Raw genomic sequence first — 17,629 nt, forward strand, 5'->3', positions numbered from 1 at the left:
AGCATGAACGATGTATCCAATACCACGGCCACGGACAAGGCCGCACGCCCCAAGAAGGTCAAGGATCCGCTCTGGAAGCGCATCTACTTCGTCTTCAGCCTGTTCGTGATGGCCGTGCTCGTCGCGCACTTTTCCTGGGTGGCCTCCGGTTCGGCGCAGTGGAAACTGGCCAAGGATGAGGACGGCATCAAGGTGTACGTGATGAAGGCGCCCGGCGATGCCATGTTGAAGCTGCGGACGGTGATGGAAGGCGACTACACCCTGTCCCAGCTGGTCTCGCAGCACATCGGCGTCGGCGACACCCTGCAGGTCTGCAAGGAGTGGATTCCCGGCTGCGTCGACATGAAGCGCATCATGCATTTCAACCCGGCGCGCGGCTACGACCGGGATCTGTGGCGCGTGCAAGTGCCCGGCCCGTTCGCCGATCGGGAACTGCTGATCTCGACGATTTTCCATCAGGACAAGGCCAGCAAGAAGGTAACGCTGGACGTGGTGGGCATGCCCAACAGCTTGCCGCACACGCCGGGCGTGGTGCGCCTGGAGCGCATCCATAATCAGTGGACCTACACGCCTCTGGCCAACGGCAAGATGGAAGTGGTGCTGATCCAGGACGTCGGCTTCTCGGACGTCGGCTTCGTGCCGTACCCGTTGCTGAACCTGACCCTGGTGGACGACAGCCACAAGTTCTTCGCGACCACGCTGCGATCGAGCTTGCTGGAAGACAAGTACGTCAACGCCAAAGTGGACATCGTCGACCTCGAGGACATCCGCCGACCGGATGCCGGCAGCCAGGCGGCACAGAGCGCCAGCCCCTGAGCCCCAAGCAGCGGGGTAGGGCGCTCGCAGCCGGTTGCTCGTGAGCATGCCCAACGGACCCGAAGCACGACCGAGAATGGAAGGAACCAGATCATGACCGCCACCACGCTAGAAGCCGAGAAGCCCCAGGAAGCCGGGGCGACTCTGGAGCTGTTCAACCCGTTCCAGCCGGGGTTCGACGAGAACCCCTACGACCACTACCGGACGCTGCGCGACACCAACCCGGTGCAGGAACACCCGATGGGGTTCTGGTTCGTGTCCCGCCACGCCGACGTGTCCGCCCTGCTGCGCGACGCCCGGCTGTCCGTAGCCGACCACAACCTCGCCCCCGGCCCGATGCGCGACCAGTATGAGAAACTCATCGCCAACGCGCCGGTCAAACTGGTGACGCTGTTGGACAGCGACCCGCCGGACCACACCCGCCTGCGCTCGCTGGTGGGCAAGGTGTTCACGCCGCGCGCGATCGCCGAGCTGGAGCCCATGGTGACCGAACTGGTCGACGACGCGCTGGACCGCATCGCCGATGCCGGCTCGGTCAACCTGATCGACGCGCTCGCGTTCCCGCTGCCGTTCGCGGTGATCTCCACCATGCTCGGCATGCCGGACACCGATCCCAAGCGGCTGCTCGAATTGACCGAGACGCTGGTCATCGCGCTGGAGCCGGTCGCCGATGCCGACGTGATGACGTCGATCGTCGACGCCGAGGTCGAGCTGTCCGCCATGATGCGAGAGGTCATCGCCTGGAAGCGCAACAACCCGGCCGACGACCTGCTGACCGCGCTCATCCAGGCGGACCATAACGGCGACTTTCTCTCCAACGACGAGCTGGTGGCGCAGATCCTGCTGCTCTTCATCGCCGGCCACCATACGACCGTCAACCTGGTCGGCAACGGCGTCACCGCGCTGTTGCGCCACCCCGACCAGCTCGCGCTGCTGCGATCGAACCCGGATCTCATCGGCAACGCGGTCGAGGAGTTCCTGCGCTACGACAGTCCTACCCACCAGACACGTCGCATCACCCTCACGCCGTATCAGGTCGGAGGCCGGGAAATCCCCGCCGGCGCGATGATGATCGCCTGCCTGGGCGCGGCCAACCGCGACGAGCGGGCGTTCGGTCCGGATGCCGACGTGCTGCGGATCGACCGCGAGCAGGCCCGTCACCACGTGTCGTTCAGCGTCGGTGCGCACCACTGCCTGGGCTCCGCGCTCGCCCGACTGGAGGGCAGGGTGGCGATCAGCCGGTTGGTGAACCGGTTCCCCAAACTGGCCTTGTCCGGCCGGGTGCGCTGGAACGGACGCATCAACCTGCGCGGCGCAACGGACGTCCCGATCAGCGTGTAGGCACGTGCCCGACGGGATCGACGTCGGGCAACTCCCGCAGCTTGCCAATCGAGGCATCCAATGAACCTCCGCAGAGTTCGATATCTGCTCCAGCTCATGAAGACGTCAAGCCTGGCCGAAGTCGAGGTCAGGGAGAATGGAGTGGATGTACGCGTCACACGATCGCCCAGGAGCGAACCGCCACTGATTCAGCCGCAAGCGACGACGATTGCGAGCCTCGGCAAAGCCGAGGCACCGCGGCCGGACGAGCACATCGTCCGTTCGCCGATGGTCGGCATTTCCTATGCGGCCGCGAGTCCCGATCAGCCTCCTTTCATCAGCGTCGGGAGAACCGTCAAGCGAGGAGATGCGCTCGGGATCGTGGTGGCATTGGGCATGGCCAGGACCATCAAAGCGGGCGCGTCCGGGACGGTACTCGGAATCCTGGTCGAAAATGGCCAGCCGGTGGAATTCGATCAGCCGTTGTTCGTCATCGGCTGATCCACTGTAATGCGACTAACATTCTGAAGCGCTATTTTTGCATCATCGGCCGGGTGGCAGAGTGGTTATGCAGCGGACTGCAAATCCGCATAGGTCGGTTCAATTCCGGCCCCGGCCTCCAATGTGCGCTTCGAACTGCCGAGTGCCGCGCCCGCAGATCCCGTATCAACGGCGATGGGCAAAGCGCAGCACGGTAGGCGCGTCCAGTTGGGAGTAGAGACGACCCATCCTGCTTCGCTGCCTGCCGCCGCTTCTCTGAAACAAGATTCGCGGCCGCCTGGCCGCCGTCCGCAGACGCAAGCGAAAGCACGCTTCAGCCTCGGCAACGCGATTCGTTGCGTGACGCGAACCGCATTTCTGCCAAAGCCGGGATGCGAGTTCGCAATCCTGGTACTTATCAATCGCCTCACAACCGCCTGTAATAGAAAAGCCGCTCCCGTTACTCGCTGCCTGTGCGGCAGAACACGACGGGGCCTTCGGAAGGATGCCGGAGAGATGACGAAGAAAGACAAGGTTAGTCTTTCCCAAGCCGGGAACTCGCGTCCCGCACTGCCCGCGCCTTCGGTTTCGGCCTCGACGAGGTAATCGCCGTCCACGACGACCCTTCCCGTTTAGAGGATCCCCCATGCTCCGCCTCTTGCTGCGACCGATCCCGCTGATCCTGTTTTTGGTCTTTTTCACCGCCATCCCCATCCTGAACTCGCTCGTCAACGTATTCCAGATTCCGACCGGCACCTATCCAGAAGACAGCGCTCGGCTGGCCGTGGCGCCCCTCTCCTGGTTTGTCCATGTTCTGGCTGGAGTCGCTTTCGGAATCACGGGCCCGGTGCAATTCGTTCGCGCGCTGCGCCAACGCTTCGGCGCGCTGCACCGCGTGTTAGGGCGGATCTTCGTTGTTTCGGGAGCGATCATCGGCCTGTCGGGTCTGTCGATTCTGGCGCAGGTGACGTCGCAAAGAACGCCCATGGTCGATATCGCCCGCGGTGTCTTCGGCGTGGCGCTGCTGATCGCGCTCGCCCTGGCAATGGCAGCAATTCGGAACCGGGATTTCCAACGCCACCGCGCCTGGGTGATCCGCGCCTACGCGGTCGGCATGGGGCTGGGAACCGTCGCGGTAGTGTTCTTCCCGATCTATCTCGTCACGGGCCAGCCCCCCATTGGCCTGGGCTCGGACATCCTCTTCGTCGCATCCTGGGTCCTGACCATCGTTTTCGCCGAAGTGGTCATCCGTCGCTCCTGCCGCGCGCACCCCAAAGCGTTCGAATGAGTGCAGCGGACTGCCAATCCGCGTGGGATTCAGTCTCCCCCTCTCAAGCGGCCCCGGGATTGCCGGAGACCGCCGCCAGCCGCAGGCGCGAGCGCAGACGCAGCAGCTGCCAGGACACGCCGATCAGGTAGACCACGAACGTCCCGCCGACCAGCGCCAACAGCTTGGGATCTTCCGGCCCGCTGGCCCAGGGTTGCGCCACCGGCACCCGGGTCAGGGTTTCGGTGTAGCCGGGGATGAAATGGAAGAACAGCGCCAAGGAGTAGCCGACGATGGCGACATAGGCCGAGGCCCGACCGAAGCCGCGGCGACGCTCGGCATACCAGGCCATGGCCAACACCAGCAAGGTCACGATGCCCAGCACGTGCGGCTTGCCGAAGCCGCCGTGGCGGAAGATGAAGAAGCCGGTGATGCAGGTGGCCAGCGTCAGCCAGACGAAGGCGCGCCCCGAGCGCGAGGCCAGCGCGATCTGACCGTGGCGGATCAAGGCCGCAAAACCGGCCGCGACCGCGACCAGGCCCAACAAGGTATGGAACATTCCGAAGCCAGTGATGCCCAGCATGACGGTGTCCTCGTGTCGATCGGGCGCCGCACCGCGAACCGATGCGGCAGCGGAATCCGGGCCGTCGGCGTTCCGGCGGCCGGCTCATGGGTATTGGACAGCAACGCCGGAAGCTTGGAACGGCGCGCGCCAGTCCCCGACTGCGTGCGCTCGGCGGCGGGACTACTGTAGCGCCAGTTGGGGTAGGGCAGCAGGGTGGGGAGCGAATTTCGAACGCGAGGCGCTAGCCTCCGGCCACCGCCACCCAGCCGCGGAACGAAAAGCCCGCATAGAACATCGCCACATCGCCGAACCCGGCTTCCTCGAGCAGCGCTTCTTCCTCCTGCGCGGTGAGCAGCGCAAGCTTCCGCGCCATGCCGGCGCCCGATGCGGCGGCCTGGGCGAAATCGGCCTGCGGCCCGGCGCCGAAGGCCACCGACCGCGCGAGCCACAAGGTGTCTTCGTCGTCCGACGGCAGGCAGTGATGGGCGACCACCAAGGCGGCTCCGCGTCTGAGCCGTGCGCGAACCGCTTTCAGCAGGGCCAGGCGCTCCGGCCGCGGCAGGAAATGCAGCACCAGGAAACAGCTTGCGCCATCGAACGGTGCGCCTGGAACATCGTCGACATAGCCTTCGATCCAGTCGACGCGCGAACCCAGCGGCCCCAAGGCCTGGACGGCCAGGTCCAGCATGGGCCGCGACGGATCCACCGCGGCGAAGGACCAATCGGGCCGTGCTTGCGCAAAGCACTTCAGCTCCAGACCGCCGCCCGCGCCGACCACCAGCATCTTCGCGTCGTCGGGCGCACGCTCCGACAGCAGCAGGAGCGACATCAGATGCAGATCGGCCAGACCCGGCACCATGCGGGCGGCCTTCTGTGCGTAGCCGGTCACCTGGGCGGCTTGATGGAAGTGGTCCATGGACTGCTCCCGATCGTTGTCATGACGCATGCGCAGGCTCCGATGTCTCGTCGATCGCAGCCGGCCCGCGCAGGAGCACGAACACGAACAGCAGCGCCATGACCGCCGCGCCCGCCCACATCGCCTGTTGCCAGCCGTCGACGAAGGCCTGACGGGCGGCGCTTTGCAGCGCGGTCGCATACGGCGCACCGTTCGCCACCTCCATCGCGTTGGCGATGCCGCGCTGCGCAGCCGCGGCGGCATCGGCCGACAAACCTGGCGGCGCGGCGAACGCAGTGGCGTAGCCGGCCGAGAAAACGGCGCCCAGCAGGGCCACCCCCAGGGCGGTTCCGAATTCGCGCGTGACATCATTGAGCGCGGATGCCACGCCTTGTCGGTCGTTGGGCAGCGAACGAGTGATGGCTTCGGTGGAAGGCGCCATCGACAACCCCATGCCGATGCCCATGACGATCATCCCGGGCAGGACGCTGAGATAGCCGCCCGGTACGGACACCTGCAGCGCCATCATCGCCAGACCGATGGCACCGAGCAGGATGCCGCCGGCCATGGTCATGCGCGCGCCGATGCGCGCGGCCAGGCGCGGAGCCACGCCCGAGAAACCCATCATCAATACCGCCATGGGCATCAAGCCCAGCGTGGCCCTGAGCCCCGACCAGCCCAATACCGCCTGAAAGAACGGGTAGAGCACGATGAACACGCCGCTTTGCACGCCGAACCAGATCAACAGCGAAACCGATCCGCTGGTCAGCCGGCGCTGGCGAAACAGTCGTACGTCCAGCAGGGGAGCGGGGTGCCGACGTTCCCAGGCCACGAACGCCACGCTGGCGGCAGCACCGAACGCGGCGGCGCTTAGCGTCCCAATCGCAGACCAACCCACGACCGGTCCCTCGTGCAGCGCGAACGTCCAAGCCATCACCGCGATGATCGACAGCAGCGCACCTACCAGGTCGAATGCGTGCATCGGCCGCTCCCGTGAGTCGGGAACCGAGCGGATTGTCATCACCAGGGCGATCAGGACCAGCACGACCGGCAATGCGAACAGCCAGCGCCAGCTCAAGTAGTCGACCAGCACAGCGGAAAGGAACATGCCAATCACGCCACCGCCGCCGGCGACGCCCGTCCATACCCCGATTGCCTTCGAACGCTCGCTCTCCGGGAAGATGGAGGTGATCAGGGACAGCGTGACCGGCATGATCGCTGCCGCGCCGACACCGCTGAGGAAGCGCGCCGCGAGCATCACCGGCGTGCTGGGCGCCAGCGCCGAAGCCATGTTGGCCACACCGAACACGATCAGGCCGGCGACCAGCACCGGCTTGCGCCCCCAACGGTCGCCGACGGCGCCCAGCGGCAGCAGCAGTGCCGCCAGCGTGATCGCGTAGGTGTTGATCATCCAGAGGACCTGGCTCTGCGAAGCGTCTAGGTCCACAGCCAACGGCGGCTGGGCCACGTTGAGCCCGGTGACGGCGGCGATGACCGCCATCAGGGCGATGCAGACCGCGATCAGGAGGATTCGGCGCTCGCGCGGGCCTGGCACGGTCTGAGCAGGCGAGGATGTGGCGCCCGATTCGATGGCGGGCTGCCGTGTGGCGGTGGACATGGGGGTTCTGCCGAGATACGTGTAAAAATGCCCCACAGAACTCAAATAATTCTTTTGGCACAATAAGTTAGCGGATATTTTGCGCCAGCCGATCGAGCGCAGGACACGCCTCTCCAGTCGCTACGTGATTGCACTCGTCCACCAACTGTTCCAGTTCCGCCTCCAAGAGCCGCAACTCTTCCATGCGTTGCCGGACTTCAGTCAATTTCCGCTCGGTCAGCAATCGCGTCTGCTCGCAGGTGCGCTGGCCTTTGACTTCGAGCAGGCCTGCGATCTCGTCGAGTCGGAACCCCACTGCCTGTGCCCGGCGGATAAATTGGAGCCGGCCGACATCGTCGGCACCGTAACGCCGCACGCTGCCCTGCGGCCGTTCGGGCTCCTGCAGTAGCCCTCGCCGCTGGTAGTAGCGGACCGTTTCGACATGCACACCGGCCGCTGAGGCCAGCCGGCTAATTGTCATCGCATTGGTGGTCATGGCTTGACTCCGTACCTTGGTACGGAGATTACCATGCCGACATGGCCCAGCCCCGATCTCGATCCTCCCTGCCTGCCCTTATGGGAGCCGCCGCCGCAGCGGCCGGCGCGTCTGTGTGTTGCGTGGTCCCTTTGGTGCTGGTCCTGATGGGCATCAGTGGCGCATGGATCGCCAACCTCACCGCCTTGGATGCCTGGCGCCCCTGGTTCAGCGCGGCCACACTGGCTTGTCTGGGTTGGGCGTTCTGGACGCTGTATCGCCCGGCGGCGCGGTGCAGGACTGACGGTGCCTGCGTCGATCCGGCGCAGCTGCGACGCCGCCGGCGCTGGCTCTGGATCGCCACCGGCTTGATCGCGCTGTTGCTGCTCTTCCCCTACTACATAGGCTGGTTCCTGTAAGGAGTTCCCGATGCGCAAGATCCTCCTTGGTTTGATCCTCACAGCATGGATGGGGTTGGTCTCCGCAGCGCCCCCCAAGCAAGTCGTCGCCCTGCACGTGGAAAACATGACCTGCCCGGCGTGCAGCATCACCATCGATAAGGCCTTGGACAAAGTGCCGGGTGTGACGGCGCGCCGTGTCGACACTCAGGCGGCCACCGTGATCGTGACCTTCGATGCCGAGCGCACCAATACGGCGGCCATCGCCAAGGCCATCACCGATGCCGGGTTTCCTGCCACCGCCAAGGCGAGCGCGAACGGTGGCTGAGGTGCAACTGCAAAGCACGCTGACGTGCCCCGCGTGCGGGCATCAGGCAACCGAGACCATGCCGACAACCGCGTGCCAATTCTTCTACGAGTGCCCGGGGTGCCATACCTTGCTGCGCCCCAAGGCGGGTGATTGCTGCGTGTTTTGCTCCTACGGCACGGTGCCGTGTCCGCCCATCCAGCAAAGCAGCCCCTGCTGCAGCAACGTGGGTTGATTCACCCTACGCGGCCAAGGCCAGAGGTAGTTCGATTTCGTAGGGTTCCGGGATCGCTTCCACGTCGATGAGATAGTCGCCGAAGCGTTTGACGTGGCTGGTCACATAAGGACTGAGCGTAGCCACGTCTTCCGGGGTGATCTTCCAGCCCGCACGCATGAGCGATTTGATGATGCGGGTCTGCTCGACCACGTTGTGGAAGATGACGGCGTTGGACACCAGGTCGTTGTACTTGACCGCCTTCTCCTGTTCGAGCGGATCGTTGTCGGCGATGATGCCTTCCCCGCCGAAGAAGAAATGCTTGGCAAACCCGTTGTAGGCCTCGACCTTGTTGGTGGAGGCCGTGATCTGTTCGCGCAGCTCGCGGTTGGAGATGTACTGCAGCAGGAACAACGTGCGTACGGCCGCGCCCAGTTCGCGGAATGCCTGGTACAGGCGGTTCTTGCGGCTGTAGTTGCCCAGCTTGCGCAGCAGCGTCGAGGCGGCGATCTTGCCGGACTTGATCGACAACACCACCTGCATCAAATCCTTCCAGTGGGTCTCGATCAGGTCCCAATCGACCGTGTCGCGGAACAGCGGGTCGATGTGCTCGTAGCGAATGTCTGCGTCGGGCCGATAGAACTTGTAGTCCCGCCAGTTGCGAATACGCGGCATCAACTGGATACCCAGCAGGTGTGACAACCCGAACACCGGCAGCGACTGGCCCTGGGTGTCGGAATGCACGGTGTCAGGCTGGATGTCGGAGGTGTTCTTCAGCAGTCCGTCGATGATGTACACCGCTTCCCACACACCGCACGGGATGAAGTGACTGAAGAGCGCCACGTAGGTGTCGGAGACGTGATGGTAGGCGATGCCACCGTAACCGCCGTAGCGAATGTGATACGAGGCCAGCAGGTTCTGATCGTAGAGGTCGTACTTGGTGCCGTCGGCGGCGGCGCTCTTGCCATCGCCCCAGAATTTGGGGAGCTGCAGGCCGGCATAGCTGTTGATGATGTCGCGGCAGGCCGCGGCCAGCTTGTTCGCGTCCACATGCCGGCGGTTGACGAACGACAGCATGTGCGCGGAGACCGCACCGCGTAGGTGTCGCGCCGCCTGCGCCGGCCCGAGGTTGCAGCCGTAGGTGAACGTGGTGAGCACGTAGCGCTCAAGGGGCTGCTCGATCTTGGTGTCGGAGCCGGACAAGGGGCCGAAGTGCCGCGTCCAGCCGGTCCAGTGGGCGACATCGCACAGGATCTCGATGACGCTGCGCTCGCGCAGGCGGTCGAGGATGGCCGTTTCCAGGGCACGGGCGTGGCTGCTCATCTCCTTGGCCTTGCTCCGCTTCAGCACCGGCAGCCCGTCCTCGCCGATGATCACCTGGCCGTTGTCCAGATAGCCTTGGTCGGTCAGCTCGGCGACCTGCAGCAGGCGCGATTGCAGCGCGTTGACGAACTCCACGGGCGTGGAAGGCAGATTCAACTGCCGGCAGTAGTCCGCCACCAGCGGTTCGCATTCGTCCCACGGCAGCAACTGGTGCCGGTAATCGGCATAGGTCTCCGAGCCGCGTACCGCCACGTCCCCGGATTTGAGTTCGTTCGCCAGCGACGAGAACACGCAAACCTCGAACAGGCGACGATGCACACGCTCCTCGCCGGCTTCGGTCCGGTGCACGATGGTCTTGCGCCACGGCTGGGAAGTGAACGCCAGATCGACCGGCTCGTCCAGCCAATCGCCGCGGGCACGTTCCTGGCGCAGGATCAGTTCGATGGCGTTGATCAGCGAGCGGTCTTCGGTCGTGGATTCCAGATCCAGGTGCCGCACCATCCGCAGGATCGTGGCCCGGTGGCTCTTGTAGAACGGCCACAACAGCGGCAGATGGTTGTCGCCGGCATGGGCGGCGATCGCCTCGCAGTCGGCCTGCAGTGCTTGTGCGCCGCCGCGCCGGGCGACCAGCTGGCGGATTTCGCGGCCGGCCTCGGTGTCGCTGGGATGGTGGTCGAGCACGCGGACCACATCCGACATGGTGGCCACCAACGCCTCGGTCTTCTCGCGATACCGCGCCCGCAACCGCTCCAGTTCCTCCCGGCCGCGGTTGTGGATGTTGCCCAAGCGCTTGATGAACATCTCCGCGAGGTCGTCGCGGGTCTGCACCCGGGCGCGGTGGATCAGGCACAGCAACACCGCGTGACGCTTGGCCGGCCGGAAATCCCGCAGTTCGGCGGCATCCAGGGCGCGGGCTTCGGCTGCGAAGTGCTTGCGCTTGAGTTCGGGCACCTCCACCAGGTGCTGCTCGCTACCGACCAGGTTGTCCAACGCCGCAATGTGATCGAGCAGTTCCTGGAAGTGTTGCAGGGAGGCACGCTTCGGCAGCCGCTTGATCGCCTGCAGCGGGCTCTTCTGGCGAGGATCGCTGACCACCAACAAGTCATCCAGACGCTGCTTCTCGTCGGCCGTCAACCGTCCCGCAATCAGCGCAAAGTAACGGCCATTGACGAGCGTGCGGATGCGCCGGGCCATGCGATCCAACGCGGAGAACGCCGGCAACTCGATGCGGTCGCGCACCAGTTGTTCGATCGCGACATTGATGAGGTCTGCCGGATTGTCCATGACGGCGGCCGCGTCGTTCATGGCGCGGGCAGCCACGCCGAGGCCGCCGTCGGCATAGGCGCGCACCTGCAGGTAGGCACGGATGCGCTGGTAGTAGCGATACCGCTTGTTGGGTGCGACCGGCGCCGGTTTCACCTGCACCCTGTACTTCAGTTCGCCGCGGATGTGACGCACCACCGCCGCGGGCACTTCCTCCAGGGCCGGAAAATAGCCCAGTCGCTGGAACGCCTTCAGCAGGACGGCCAGGGTCAGGCGGTGCGCGGGCTGCCGTGCCTGTTCGGCGACGAAAGTCAGTTCGGCTTCGGTGGGGGTGTAGGCGGCGACCAGTTCGCGGACGACGGGATTGCGCTTGAACTGGGGATACGCGGTCCGTTCGATCGACGCCATTGAAGCCTCATTCGGTCAGGGTGCGGGTAACGCCGGCGGCGGCAAGCTCGCCTCGATGCGCTGGCGCGCAAACGGGTCGCTGCCGTCGAGGTAGCGCATGGCCGAGTGCACGTCGCGCCAGCCGACGTATTCCATCAACGCCTTCACGTCCCAGCCGTTGGCATTGGCCCAGCCGGCGAAGCCGCGGCGCAGGGAGTGGCTGCTGTAATCCGCCGCATCCGGGAGCCCCGCCGCGGTGAGCAAGCGGCGCAGCAGTGGAATCAGGCTGTTGGGATGCAGCGGCGTTTCGCTGACGCGCCCCCAGCGGTCGATGCCGCGGAACACCGGCCCCTGCGTGAGCTCGGCCGCAGCCGTCCATTCGGCGGTTGCCATCACTGGGCACAACCGCGACAGCGCCGGCACCTTGTAGGTGGTACCCAATGCCTGGCGGTCACCCTTGCTGCGCGGCAGGAAGCAGGTCATGCCTTCGCCCGGGACCAGGCGCAGGTGTTCGACTTGTACGCGGATCAACTCATCGCCACGGAAGCCGCGCCAGAAGCCCAGCAGGATCAGCGATCGGTCCCGGCGATGGCGCAGTTCGTCCGCATAATCGCCGCGGTCTCGCGCCGCCGTGATCGCGCCCGCAAGCCAGTCGTCCACCTGGGCTAGCCGGGTCAGTTGCAGTGGCTCAGCCTGGGTCTCGACCGAAGGGTGCACGGTCTGGATGCCCTTGAGCACTTTGCGCACCAGTGGCGCCCGGGTTGGATCGACGAACCCGTGCTCGCGGTGCCAGTGCGCGAGAGCGGCCAGCCGCTGTCGCAACGTGTTGTTGGCCAACTGTGCGGCATGATCAGCCAGGTAGCGGGCCACGCTGTCCGGCGTGGCCGGCAGGTGGCCGCCCCATTCGACCTCGAAGTGCCGCAGCGCCGAGGCGTAGCTGCGCTGCGTGTTCTCGCGCTCGGCGGCCTCCAGGTACCGTTCCAATGTCATGGGCGGCACACCGGATCGGTGCACGAAGTCGAATCGTTGCCCGGGTGCCGCAGCGCCCCCAGGATGGTGCAGGTGCCGCGCTCGCCGCCCGCGCACTGGGCGATCACGCCCTCCAACTCGCTGGCCATTCGGGTCAGCGCCTCGATCCGCTGATGGATGTCGGCCAGGTGCGCCCGGGCCAGCACATCGACGTTGCCGCACGACAGCTTCGGATCGTCGTTCAAGCGCAACAGGCTGCGGATCTCCTCCAGACTGAAACCCAGCTCGCGCCCACGGGTGATGAAGCGCAGCCGTTCGACGTCGCCCGGCGTGTAGGCGCGGTAGCCGCTCCCCGTTCGCGTCGGTGGTGGCATCAGTCCGACCCGTTCGTAGTAGCGGATGGTTTCCAGGTGGCAGCCGCTGGCGACGGCAGCTTCACTGATTTTCATTCGCATTCTGCTTGACTCTGTAGTGGCTACGGACTTTACGCTGAGCCTGTGCCCGCTGCCACCCCGGCCGCGGCCTGCTGCGTTCGTGCCCATGCCCCTGCCGATTACCCTGATTCGATCCAGTCTCTTCGCCCTTCTGCTCGGGTGGGCCGCGCTGCTGCCGGTCCGCGCCGAATCGCCGGCAGCCAACCCACGCCAGACCTGGCAGATGCTCGACTACATCGCGGTGGACTATGCCGGCGCCGTCCAGGGCGGCCGTGTCGTTGCCCCCAGCGAATACGCCGAGATGCAGGAGTTCGCCGGTGCGGTCCGCACGCAACTGGCGAGCTTGCCTGCGACCCCGAAACAGCCGGCGCTGCTGGCGCAGGCCGACCGGCTGGCGGTGGCGGTGGCCACCAAGGCCGAACCTGCGCAAGTCGCGGCGCTCGCCCGCGGGCTGGCCGACGACCTGCTGGCCGACTACCCCATCGGGGCGGTGCCGACCTCTCCGCCGGAACCGACACGAGCCACGGCGCTCTACGCCCAGCAATGCGCGGCCTGTCACGGCCCAAGTGGACGCGGCGACGGTCCGGCCGCCGCCGGGCTGGATCCGCCGCCGATCGCTTTCACCGATGCCGACCGCGCCGCCCAGCGCACGCCGCTGGCGCTGTACGAGGTGATCTCGCAGGGCGTGCCGGGCACCGGCATGGCCAGCTTCGCTGGATTGCCCGACGCTGACCGCTGGGCGCTGGCGTTCTATGTGGGCAGCCTGGCGTACTCGCCGCAGGCCCGTGCCGACGGTGAGGCGCTATGGCGCAAGAATGCCGACGCGCATGGCCGCATCCCCACGCTGGAAGCGCTGACCCGCACCCGCGAAGCCGACCTTGCGACGAGTCTGCCCGCGACACAGGCCAACGCCATCGTTGCCTACCTGCGTTCCCGGCCGCAGGCCGTCAACGAACCGGTGGCCGGCGCCGGTCCGCTGGCATTGGCCCGGCAGCGACTGGCCGACAGCCAGCATGCCTACGCCGCCGGCGATATCGCACAAGCCACGACGTTGGCGTTGTCGGCCTACCTCGATGGCGTGGAGCCGATCGAGCCGACATTGGCCGCGCGCAACACGGCACTGCTGCGCGACATCGAAACCGCCATGGCCCGCTATCGCACCCAATTAGGGCGCCGAACGGCCCCAGCGGACATCGCCGCGCAGGCGACAAAGATCAATGCACTGTTCGATCGCGCCGAGGCGGTACTGCAGGATTCGCACACGGACACGACCACTGCCTTTCTCGGCAGCTTCACCATTCTTGTGCGCGAGGGGCTGGAAGCACTGCTGATCGTGATCGGCATGATCGCGTTCCTGCGCAAAGCCGAGCGCCGCGAAGTGCTGCCCTATGTGCATGCCGGTTGGGCCGGCGCCTTGCTGGCCGGCGCGGTGACATGGGCGGCGGCGACCTACCTGGTGGACATCAGCGGCGCCAACCGCGAAGTGACCGAAGGCGTGTCGGCGTTGTTCGCCGCCGCCGTGCTCCTGAGCGTGGGCATCTGGATGCACCAGAAGAGCCTGGCTGGCCGCTGGCAGCACTACCTGCACGCGAAGCTGTCGGCGGCGTTATCGCGGCGCTCGGCGGTCTTCCTGTTCGTGCTCGCGTTCGTGGCGGTGTACCGCGAGGTGTTCGAGACGATCCTGTTCTACATCGCGATGTGGAGCGAACAGGCCTCCGCCGCCATCCTCGCGGGTCTGGTGGCGGGCAGCGTGGTCCTGGCCGCCGTGGCGTTCTGGATGTTGCGCGTGAGCAAGCGCCTGCCGATCGGCCGGTTCTTCTCGATCAGTTCGATCCTGATCGCGGTACTGGCGGTCATCCTCGTCGGCAAGGGCATCGCCGCCCTGCAAGAGGCCGGTTGGGTATCCCAGGCCTTGGTGCAGGCGCCGCGCATCGAATGGCTGGGCATGTATCCGTCCTGGCAATCGTTGCTGGCACAGGTGGTCGTGGCCATCGCCGCGGTGGTCGGATTCATCGTCAACACCCGGTCCGCACCGGTACCGGCACATAGCCCCAAGACCCAAGCAAGAGGGATAGATCAATGAGTGACTGCGGCTGCCACCACGAAGCCAAGAATTCCCGCGAACGTCGGGTGCTATGGATCGCTCTGGGACTCAACGCCGCGATGGCGGTCATTGGCGGCATCGCCGGCTGGATCGCGCAATCCACCGGCTTGCTCGCCGATGCGCTGGACATGCTGTCCGATGCCACCGCCTACACGATCGGCTTGATCGCGATCGGGCGAACGGCCCGCTTCAAGGCCAATGCGGCCTGGCTCAGCGGCAGCATCTTGCTGGTGTTGGGCATCGGCGTGCTGGTCGAGGTCGGTCGACGGGTCATGTACGGCGCCGAGCCGCTCAGTAGCTGGATGATCGGCACCGCACTGTTGTCGCTGGCGGTCAACGTGAGTGTGCTGCGCATGTTGGCGCCACTGAAATCCGGCGAGGTGCATCTGCGGGCGACCTGGCTCTTCACCCGCGCCGACGTGGTGGCCAACCTCGGCGTGATCCTGGCCGGTGTGCTGGTGCTGTGGCTGGATTCCCCGTATCCGGATTTCGTTATCGGCGCACTGATCGGCTTGTATGTGATCAAGGAAGCCGTCGAGATCCTGGGTGATGCGCGCCGCGCCCAACGTGAGGCCAAGGCGTGAGGCGCTGGCGGACGTTACGTCGCCGCTTCGCGGCAACGCTGATCGCAATCTGCAGTGCCCTGGGTATACAGGCCCAGGCCGCACAACGTTTGACCTTGGATGACGCCATTGCTCGCGTGGCGCAGATGCACCCGGAGATTCGTTGGGTGGAGGCTCGCACGGTGGTGTTGGCCGCCGAGCGCGAGCGGGCCGAGCAACGCCCGCCCTGGATCGCCGGCGCCGAGGTCGAGAACGCGTTCGGCACAGGTCATGCCCGTGGTTTGGACAGCGCGGAGTTGACCCTGACGCTGGCCTCGGTCCTGGAGCGCGGCGGCAAACTGGACGCCCGGCGCACCCTGGCGCAAAGCCGCATTGATGCGATGGCCGTGCAGCGGGAATCCCGCCGGCTGGATCTGCTGGCCGAGACCGCGCGGCGTTACTTGGCGGTCGTGGCCGCGGAGCGTAGCCGGACGCTGGCGGAGGCCGACATGGCGCAACGTCAGCGCACCGTGGCAGCGGCGCGGCGGCGACTTCAGGCCGGCGCCTCGCCGGAATCGGTGCTTCTCACGGCACAGGCGGCACTGGCCCGAGCCGAACTCGCACGCGACCGGGCCGAGCAACAGAGAACGGCCGCCCGCCAGCACCTGGCCGCACTCTGGGGCGAACGCGCCCCCACCTTCGACTCGGTCGCCGGCGAGCCGCTGGCCTTGCCGACCATCTCACCGTTGCAAACGCTGGCAGCCGAGCTGGAACGCACCCCCGAACTCGCCCAGTTCGCCGGCGAGCGCCGCATTGCCGAAGCGCGCCTGCAGCTGGCGCGCACGGCGGCGACGCCGGACCTGGAATGGCAAGTCGGTATCCGACGGCTGCAGGAAAGCGACGACACCGCCCTCGTGGCGGGGGTGTCGATGCCGCTTGGTAGCCGCGCCCGCGCGCAACCGGAAATCCGCGCCGCCGACGCCGAACGGGAAGCTTTGTCGATCGAGCGGGAGGCCAAGGGCCTGTCGCTGTACTCGACGCTGGTCGAGGCGCACGGTCGTTACACCGCAGCGCAGGTCGAAGTAGCGCGCTTGCAGCAGGACGTGCTGCCCAAGCTCGCTCGCGCCGAACAGGCCGCCGAGCGCGCCTACCGCGCAGGCGCCATCAGCTACCTGGAATGGGCGCAACTGCAATCCGAGCGGACCGCGGTCCGTCAGCAACAACTCGATGTCGCGCTCGATGCGCAGCGCGCCCTGATCGAAATCCAGCGCCTGACCGGTCAGGCGCTCGTGACCGCGCCGACAGCCGCTTCGTCTGGAGATATCGCCCCATGATCCATCCGCGTTGGCCCGCCTTGGGCCTGGTCGTGTTGTTGGCCGCCTGCAGCGCCTCGGCGCCCGAGCCCGAGACCGCCGAAGCCCAGGAAGTGGGCGAGCACGAAGAAGCGCCGCAGCACACCACGATTCCGGCCAAGACCGCGCACGCCGCCGGCATTCGCATCGCCGCCGCCGGTCCCGGCATCATCGCCGACGAGCACGAAGTACAAGGCTTGCTGACTCCCGTCGAAGGACGCGTTGCGCAGGTGACCGCACGGTTCCCGGGACCGGTGCGTTCGGTGCGCGCCGGCGTTGGCGACCGCGTGCGCGCCGGCCAGGTGCTGGCGAGCGTCGAGAGCAACCTGAGCCTGACGACGTATTCGATCACCGCGCCGATCAATGGCGTGGTCATGGCCCGCACAGCCGCGGTGGGCATGTCCGCGGTTGAAGGCGCGCCGCTGTTCGAGATCGCCGATCTGTCCACGCTGTGGGTGGACCTGCACATCTTCGGTGCCGACGCCCAGCACATCAGTGCCGGAGTACCGGTGACCGTGACGCGCCTGAGTGATGGCGTGTCCGCGAATACCACGCTGGAGCGCGTGCTGCCGGGGACGGCGACCGCAAGCCAGAGCACGGTCGCCCGGGCCACCGTGGTCAATGTCGATGGTTTGTGGCGCCCAGGCTCGGCGGTGAAAGCTCGTGTCACCGTGGATCGTCAGCCAGTGACGCTGGTGGTGCCGATCACCGCCTTGCAGACCGCCGAAGACCGGGATGTCGTTTACGTGCAGCAAGGCGACACGTATCGCACCCGGCCGGTGACGCTGGGTCGGCGCGATGCCGAGCGCGTGGAAGTACTGGAGGGCCTCAAGGCCGGTGAGCACGTGGTCGTGGCGCAAAGCTTCCTGGTCAAGGCGGACATCGAAAAGTCCACCGTCGAAGAAGAGGAGTGAGCGCGGC

The 17,629-nt window shown here is 66.2% G+C and carries 17 protein-coding genes, 1 tRNA gene and 1 pseudogene; 12 read left to right on the forward strand and 7 right to left on the reverse strand.

The window, feature by feature from the left end; all coding sequences use genetic code 11:
- The first annotated feature begins 3 nt into the window (after positions 1-3).
- The 5 genes from DX914_RS05215 (at position 4) to DX914_RS05235 (ending at position 3,904) form a co-directional block, all read left to right on the forward strand.
- A complete protein-coding gene (locus DX914_RS05215; protein ID WP_115857972.1) occupies positions 4-816 on the forward strand; it encodes an SRPBCC family protein in 813 nt (270 codons plus the stop codon).
- A 93-nt stretch (positions 817-909) separates the two neighbouring features.
- Complete coding sequence (locus DX914_RS05220) at positions 910-2,157, forward strand: cytochrome P450 (protein ID WP_115857973.1); 1,248 nt, start codon at positions 910-912, stop codon at positions 2,155-2,157.
- Between the two features lie 96 nt (positions 2,158-2,253).
- On the forward strand, positions 2,254-2,637 hold the full coding sequence (locus DX914_RS05225; RefSeq protein ID WP_425480656.1) for an acetyl-CoA carboxylase biotin carboxyl carrier protein: 384 nt from the start codon (positions 2,254-2,256) through the stop codon (positions 2,635-2,637).
- A 47-nt stretch (positions 2,638-2,684) separates the two neighbouring features.
- A tRNA-Cys gene (locus DX914_RS05230) sits at positions 2,685-2,758 on the forward strand.
- A gap of 504 nt (positions 2,759-3,262) precedes the next feature.
- On the forward strand, positions 3,263-3,904 hold the full coding sequence (locus tag DX914_RS05235; RefSeq protein WP_115857975.1) for a DUF2306 domain-containing protein: 642 nt from the start codon (positions 3,263-3,265) through the stop codon (positions 3,902-3,904).
- Positions 3,905-3,947: 43 nt separating this feature from the next.
- On the opposite strand, the gene DX914_RS05240 is transcribed toward DX914_RS05235, so the two are convergent.
- From DX914_RS05240 to DX914_RS05255, 4 genes are all read right to left on the reverse strand, one after another.
- The gene (locus DX914_RS05240; RefSeq protein ID WP_115857976.1) at positions 3,948-4,466 is read right to left on the reverse strand and encodes a hypothetical protein; all 519 of its coding nucleotides are present in this window, start codon (positions 4,464-4,466) and stop codon (positions 3,948-3,950) included.
- 223 nt (positions 4,467-4,689) lie between these two features.
- Complete coding sequence (locus tag DX914_RS05245; protein WP_231118144.1) at positions 4,690-5,394, reverse strand: class I SAM-dependent methyltransferase; 705 nt, start codon at positions 5,392-5,394, stop codon at positions 4,690-4,692.
- Entirely contained in the window at positions 5,384-6,961 is a 1,578-nt protein-coding gene (locus tag DX914_RS05250; RefSeq protein WP_115857978.1) for an MFS transporter, read from the reverse strand. The genes DX914_RS05245 and DX914_RS05250 overlap by 11 nt, the downstream gene beginning before the upstream one ends.
- 67 nt (positions 6,962-7,028) lie before the next feature.
- Complete coding sequence (locus DX914_RS05255) at positions 7,029-7,436, reverse strand: MerR family transcriptional regulator (protein ID WP_115857979.1); 408 nt, start codon at positions 7,434-7,436, stop codon at positions 7,029-7,031.
- Between the two features lie 80 nt (positions 7,437-7,516).
- Here DX914_RS05255 and DX914_RS05260 point away from each other — a divergent pair, with 80 nt between their 5' ends.
- From DX914_RS05260 to DX914_RS20520, 3 genes are read left to right on the forward strand one after another with little or no spacing between them, the layout of a single operon-like run.
- Complete coding sequence (locus tag DX914_RS05260) at positions 7,517-7,834, forward strand: mercuric transporter MerT family protein (RefSeq protein ID WP_231118146.1); 318 nt, start codon at positions 7,517-7,519, stop codon at positions 7,832-7,834.
- A gap of 10 nt (positions 7,835-7,844) precedes the next feature.
- Complete coding sequence (locus DX914_RS05265) at positions 7,845-8,141, forward strand: heavy-metal-associated domain-containing protein (RefSeq protein WP_115857981.1); 297 nt, start codon at positions 7,845-7,847, stop codon at positions 8,139-8,141.
- Entirely contained in the window at positions 8,095-8,355 is a 261-nt protein-coding gene (locus DX914_RS20520) for a GDCCVxC domain-containing (seleno)protein (RefSeq protein WP_343133220.1), read from the forward strand. Before DX914_RS05265 ends, DX914_RS20520 begins: the two co-directional genes overlap by 47 nt.
- A 6-nt stretch (positions 8,356-8,361) precedes the next feature.
- Here DX914_RS20520 and DX914_RS05275 read toward each other — a convergent pair whose 3' ends face one another.
- The 3 genes and pseudogenes from DX914_RS05275 to DX914_RS05285 all read right to left on the reverse strand — a co-directional run bounded on the left by DX914_RS05275 (position 8,362) and on the right by DX914_RS05285 (position 12,731).
- Positions 8,362-11,328: a Tn3 family transposase gene (locus DX914_RS05275; RefSeq protein WP_115857983.1), complete on the reverse strand. Its 2,967-nt coding sequence runs from the start codon at positions 11,326-11,328 to the stop codon at positions 8,362-8,364.
- A gap of 18 nt (positions 11,329-11,346) precedes the next feature.
- Positions 11,347-12,297, reverse strand: a pseudogene (locus tag DX914_RS05280) (tyrosine-type recombinase/integrase); the annotation flags it as partial.
- The gene (locus tag DX914_RS05285; protein WP_231118148.1) at positions 12,294-12,731 is read right to left on the reverse strand and encodes a MerR family transcriptional regulator; all 438 of its coding nucleotides are present in this window, start codon (positions 12,729-12,731) and stop codon (positions 12,294-12,296) included. The pseudogene DX914_RS05280 and the gene DX914_RS05285, both read right to left, overlap by 4 nt.
- Before the next feature lie 85 nt (positions 12,732-12,816).
- Between DX914_RS05285 and DX914_RS05290 the strand changes: the two genes are divergently transcribed.
- From DX914_RS05290 to DX914_RS05305, 4 genes are read left to right on the forward strand one after another with little or no spacing between them, the layout of a single operon-like run.
- The gene (locus DX914_RS05290; protein WP_115857985.1) at positions 12,817-14,793 is read left to right on the forward strand and encodes a cytochrome c/FTR1 family iron permease; all 1,977 of its coding nucleotides are present in this window, start codon (positions 12,817-12,819) and stop codon (positions 14,791-14,793) included.
- Positions 14,790-15,398 (forward strand): cation efflux transmembrane domain-containing protein, encoded by a 609-nt coding sequence (locus tag DX914_RS05295; protein ID WP_115857986.1) that lies wholly within the window; start codon positions 14,790-14,792, stop codon positions 15,396-15,398. Before DX914_RS05290 ends, DX914_RS05295 begins: the two co-directional genes overlap by 4 nt.
- A gap of 38 nt (positions 15,399-15,436) precedes the next feature.
- The gene (locus DX914_RS05300; RefSeq protein WP_231118223.1) at positions 15,437-16,690 is read left to right on the forward strand and encodes a TolC family protein; all 1,254 of its coding nucleotides are present in this window, start codon (positions 15,437-15,439) and stop codon (positions 16,688-16,690) included.
- Entirely contained in the window at positions 16,687-17,622 is a 936-nt protein-coding gene (locus DX914_RS05305) for an efflux RND transporter periplasmic adaptor subunit (RefSeq protein WP_115857988.1), read from the forward strand. Before DX914_RS05300 ends, DX914_RS05305 begins: the two co-directional genes overlap by 4 nt.
- Positions 17,623-17,629 lie beyond the last annotated feature (7 nt).

It is taken from the genome of Lysobacter silvisoli, assembly GCF_003382365.1.
Taxonomy (GTDB): Bacteria; Pseudomonadota; Gammaproteobacteria; order Xanthomonadales; family Xanthomonadaceae; genus Lysobacter; species Lysobacter silvisoli.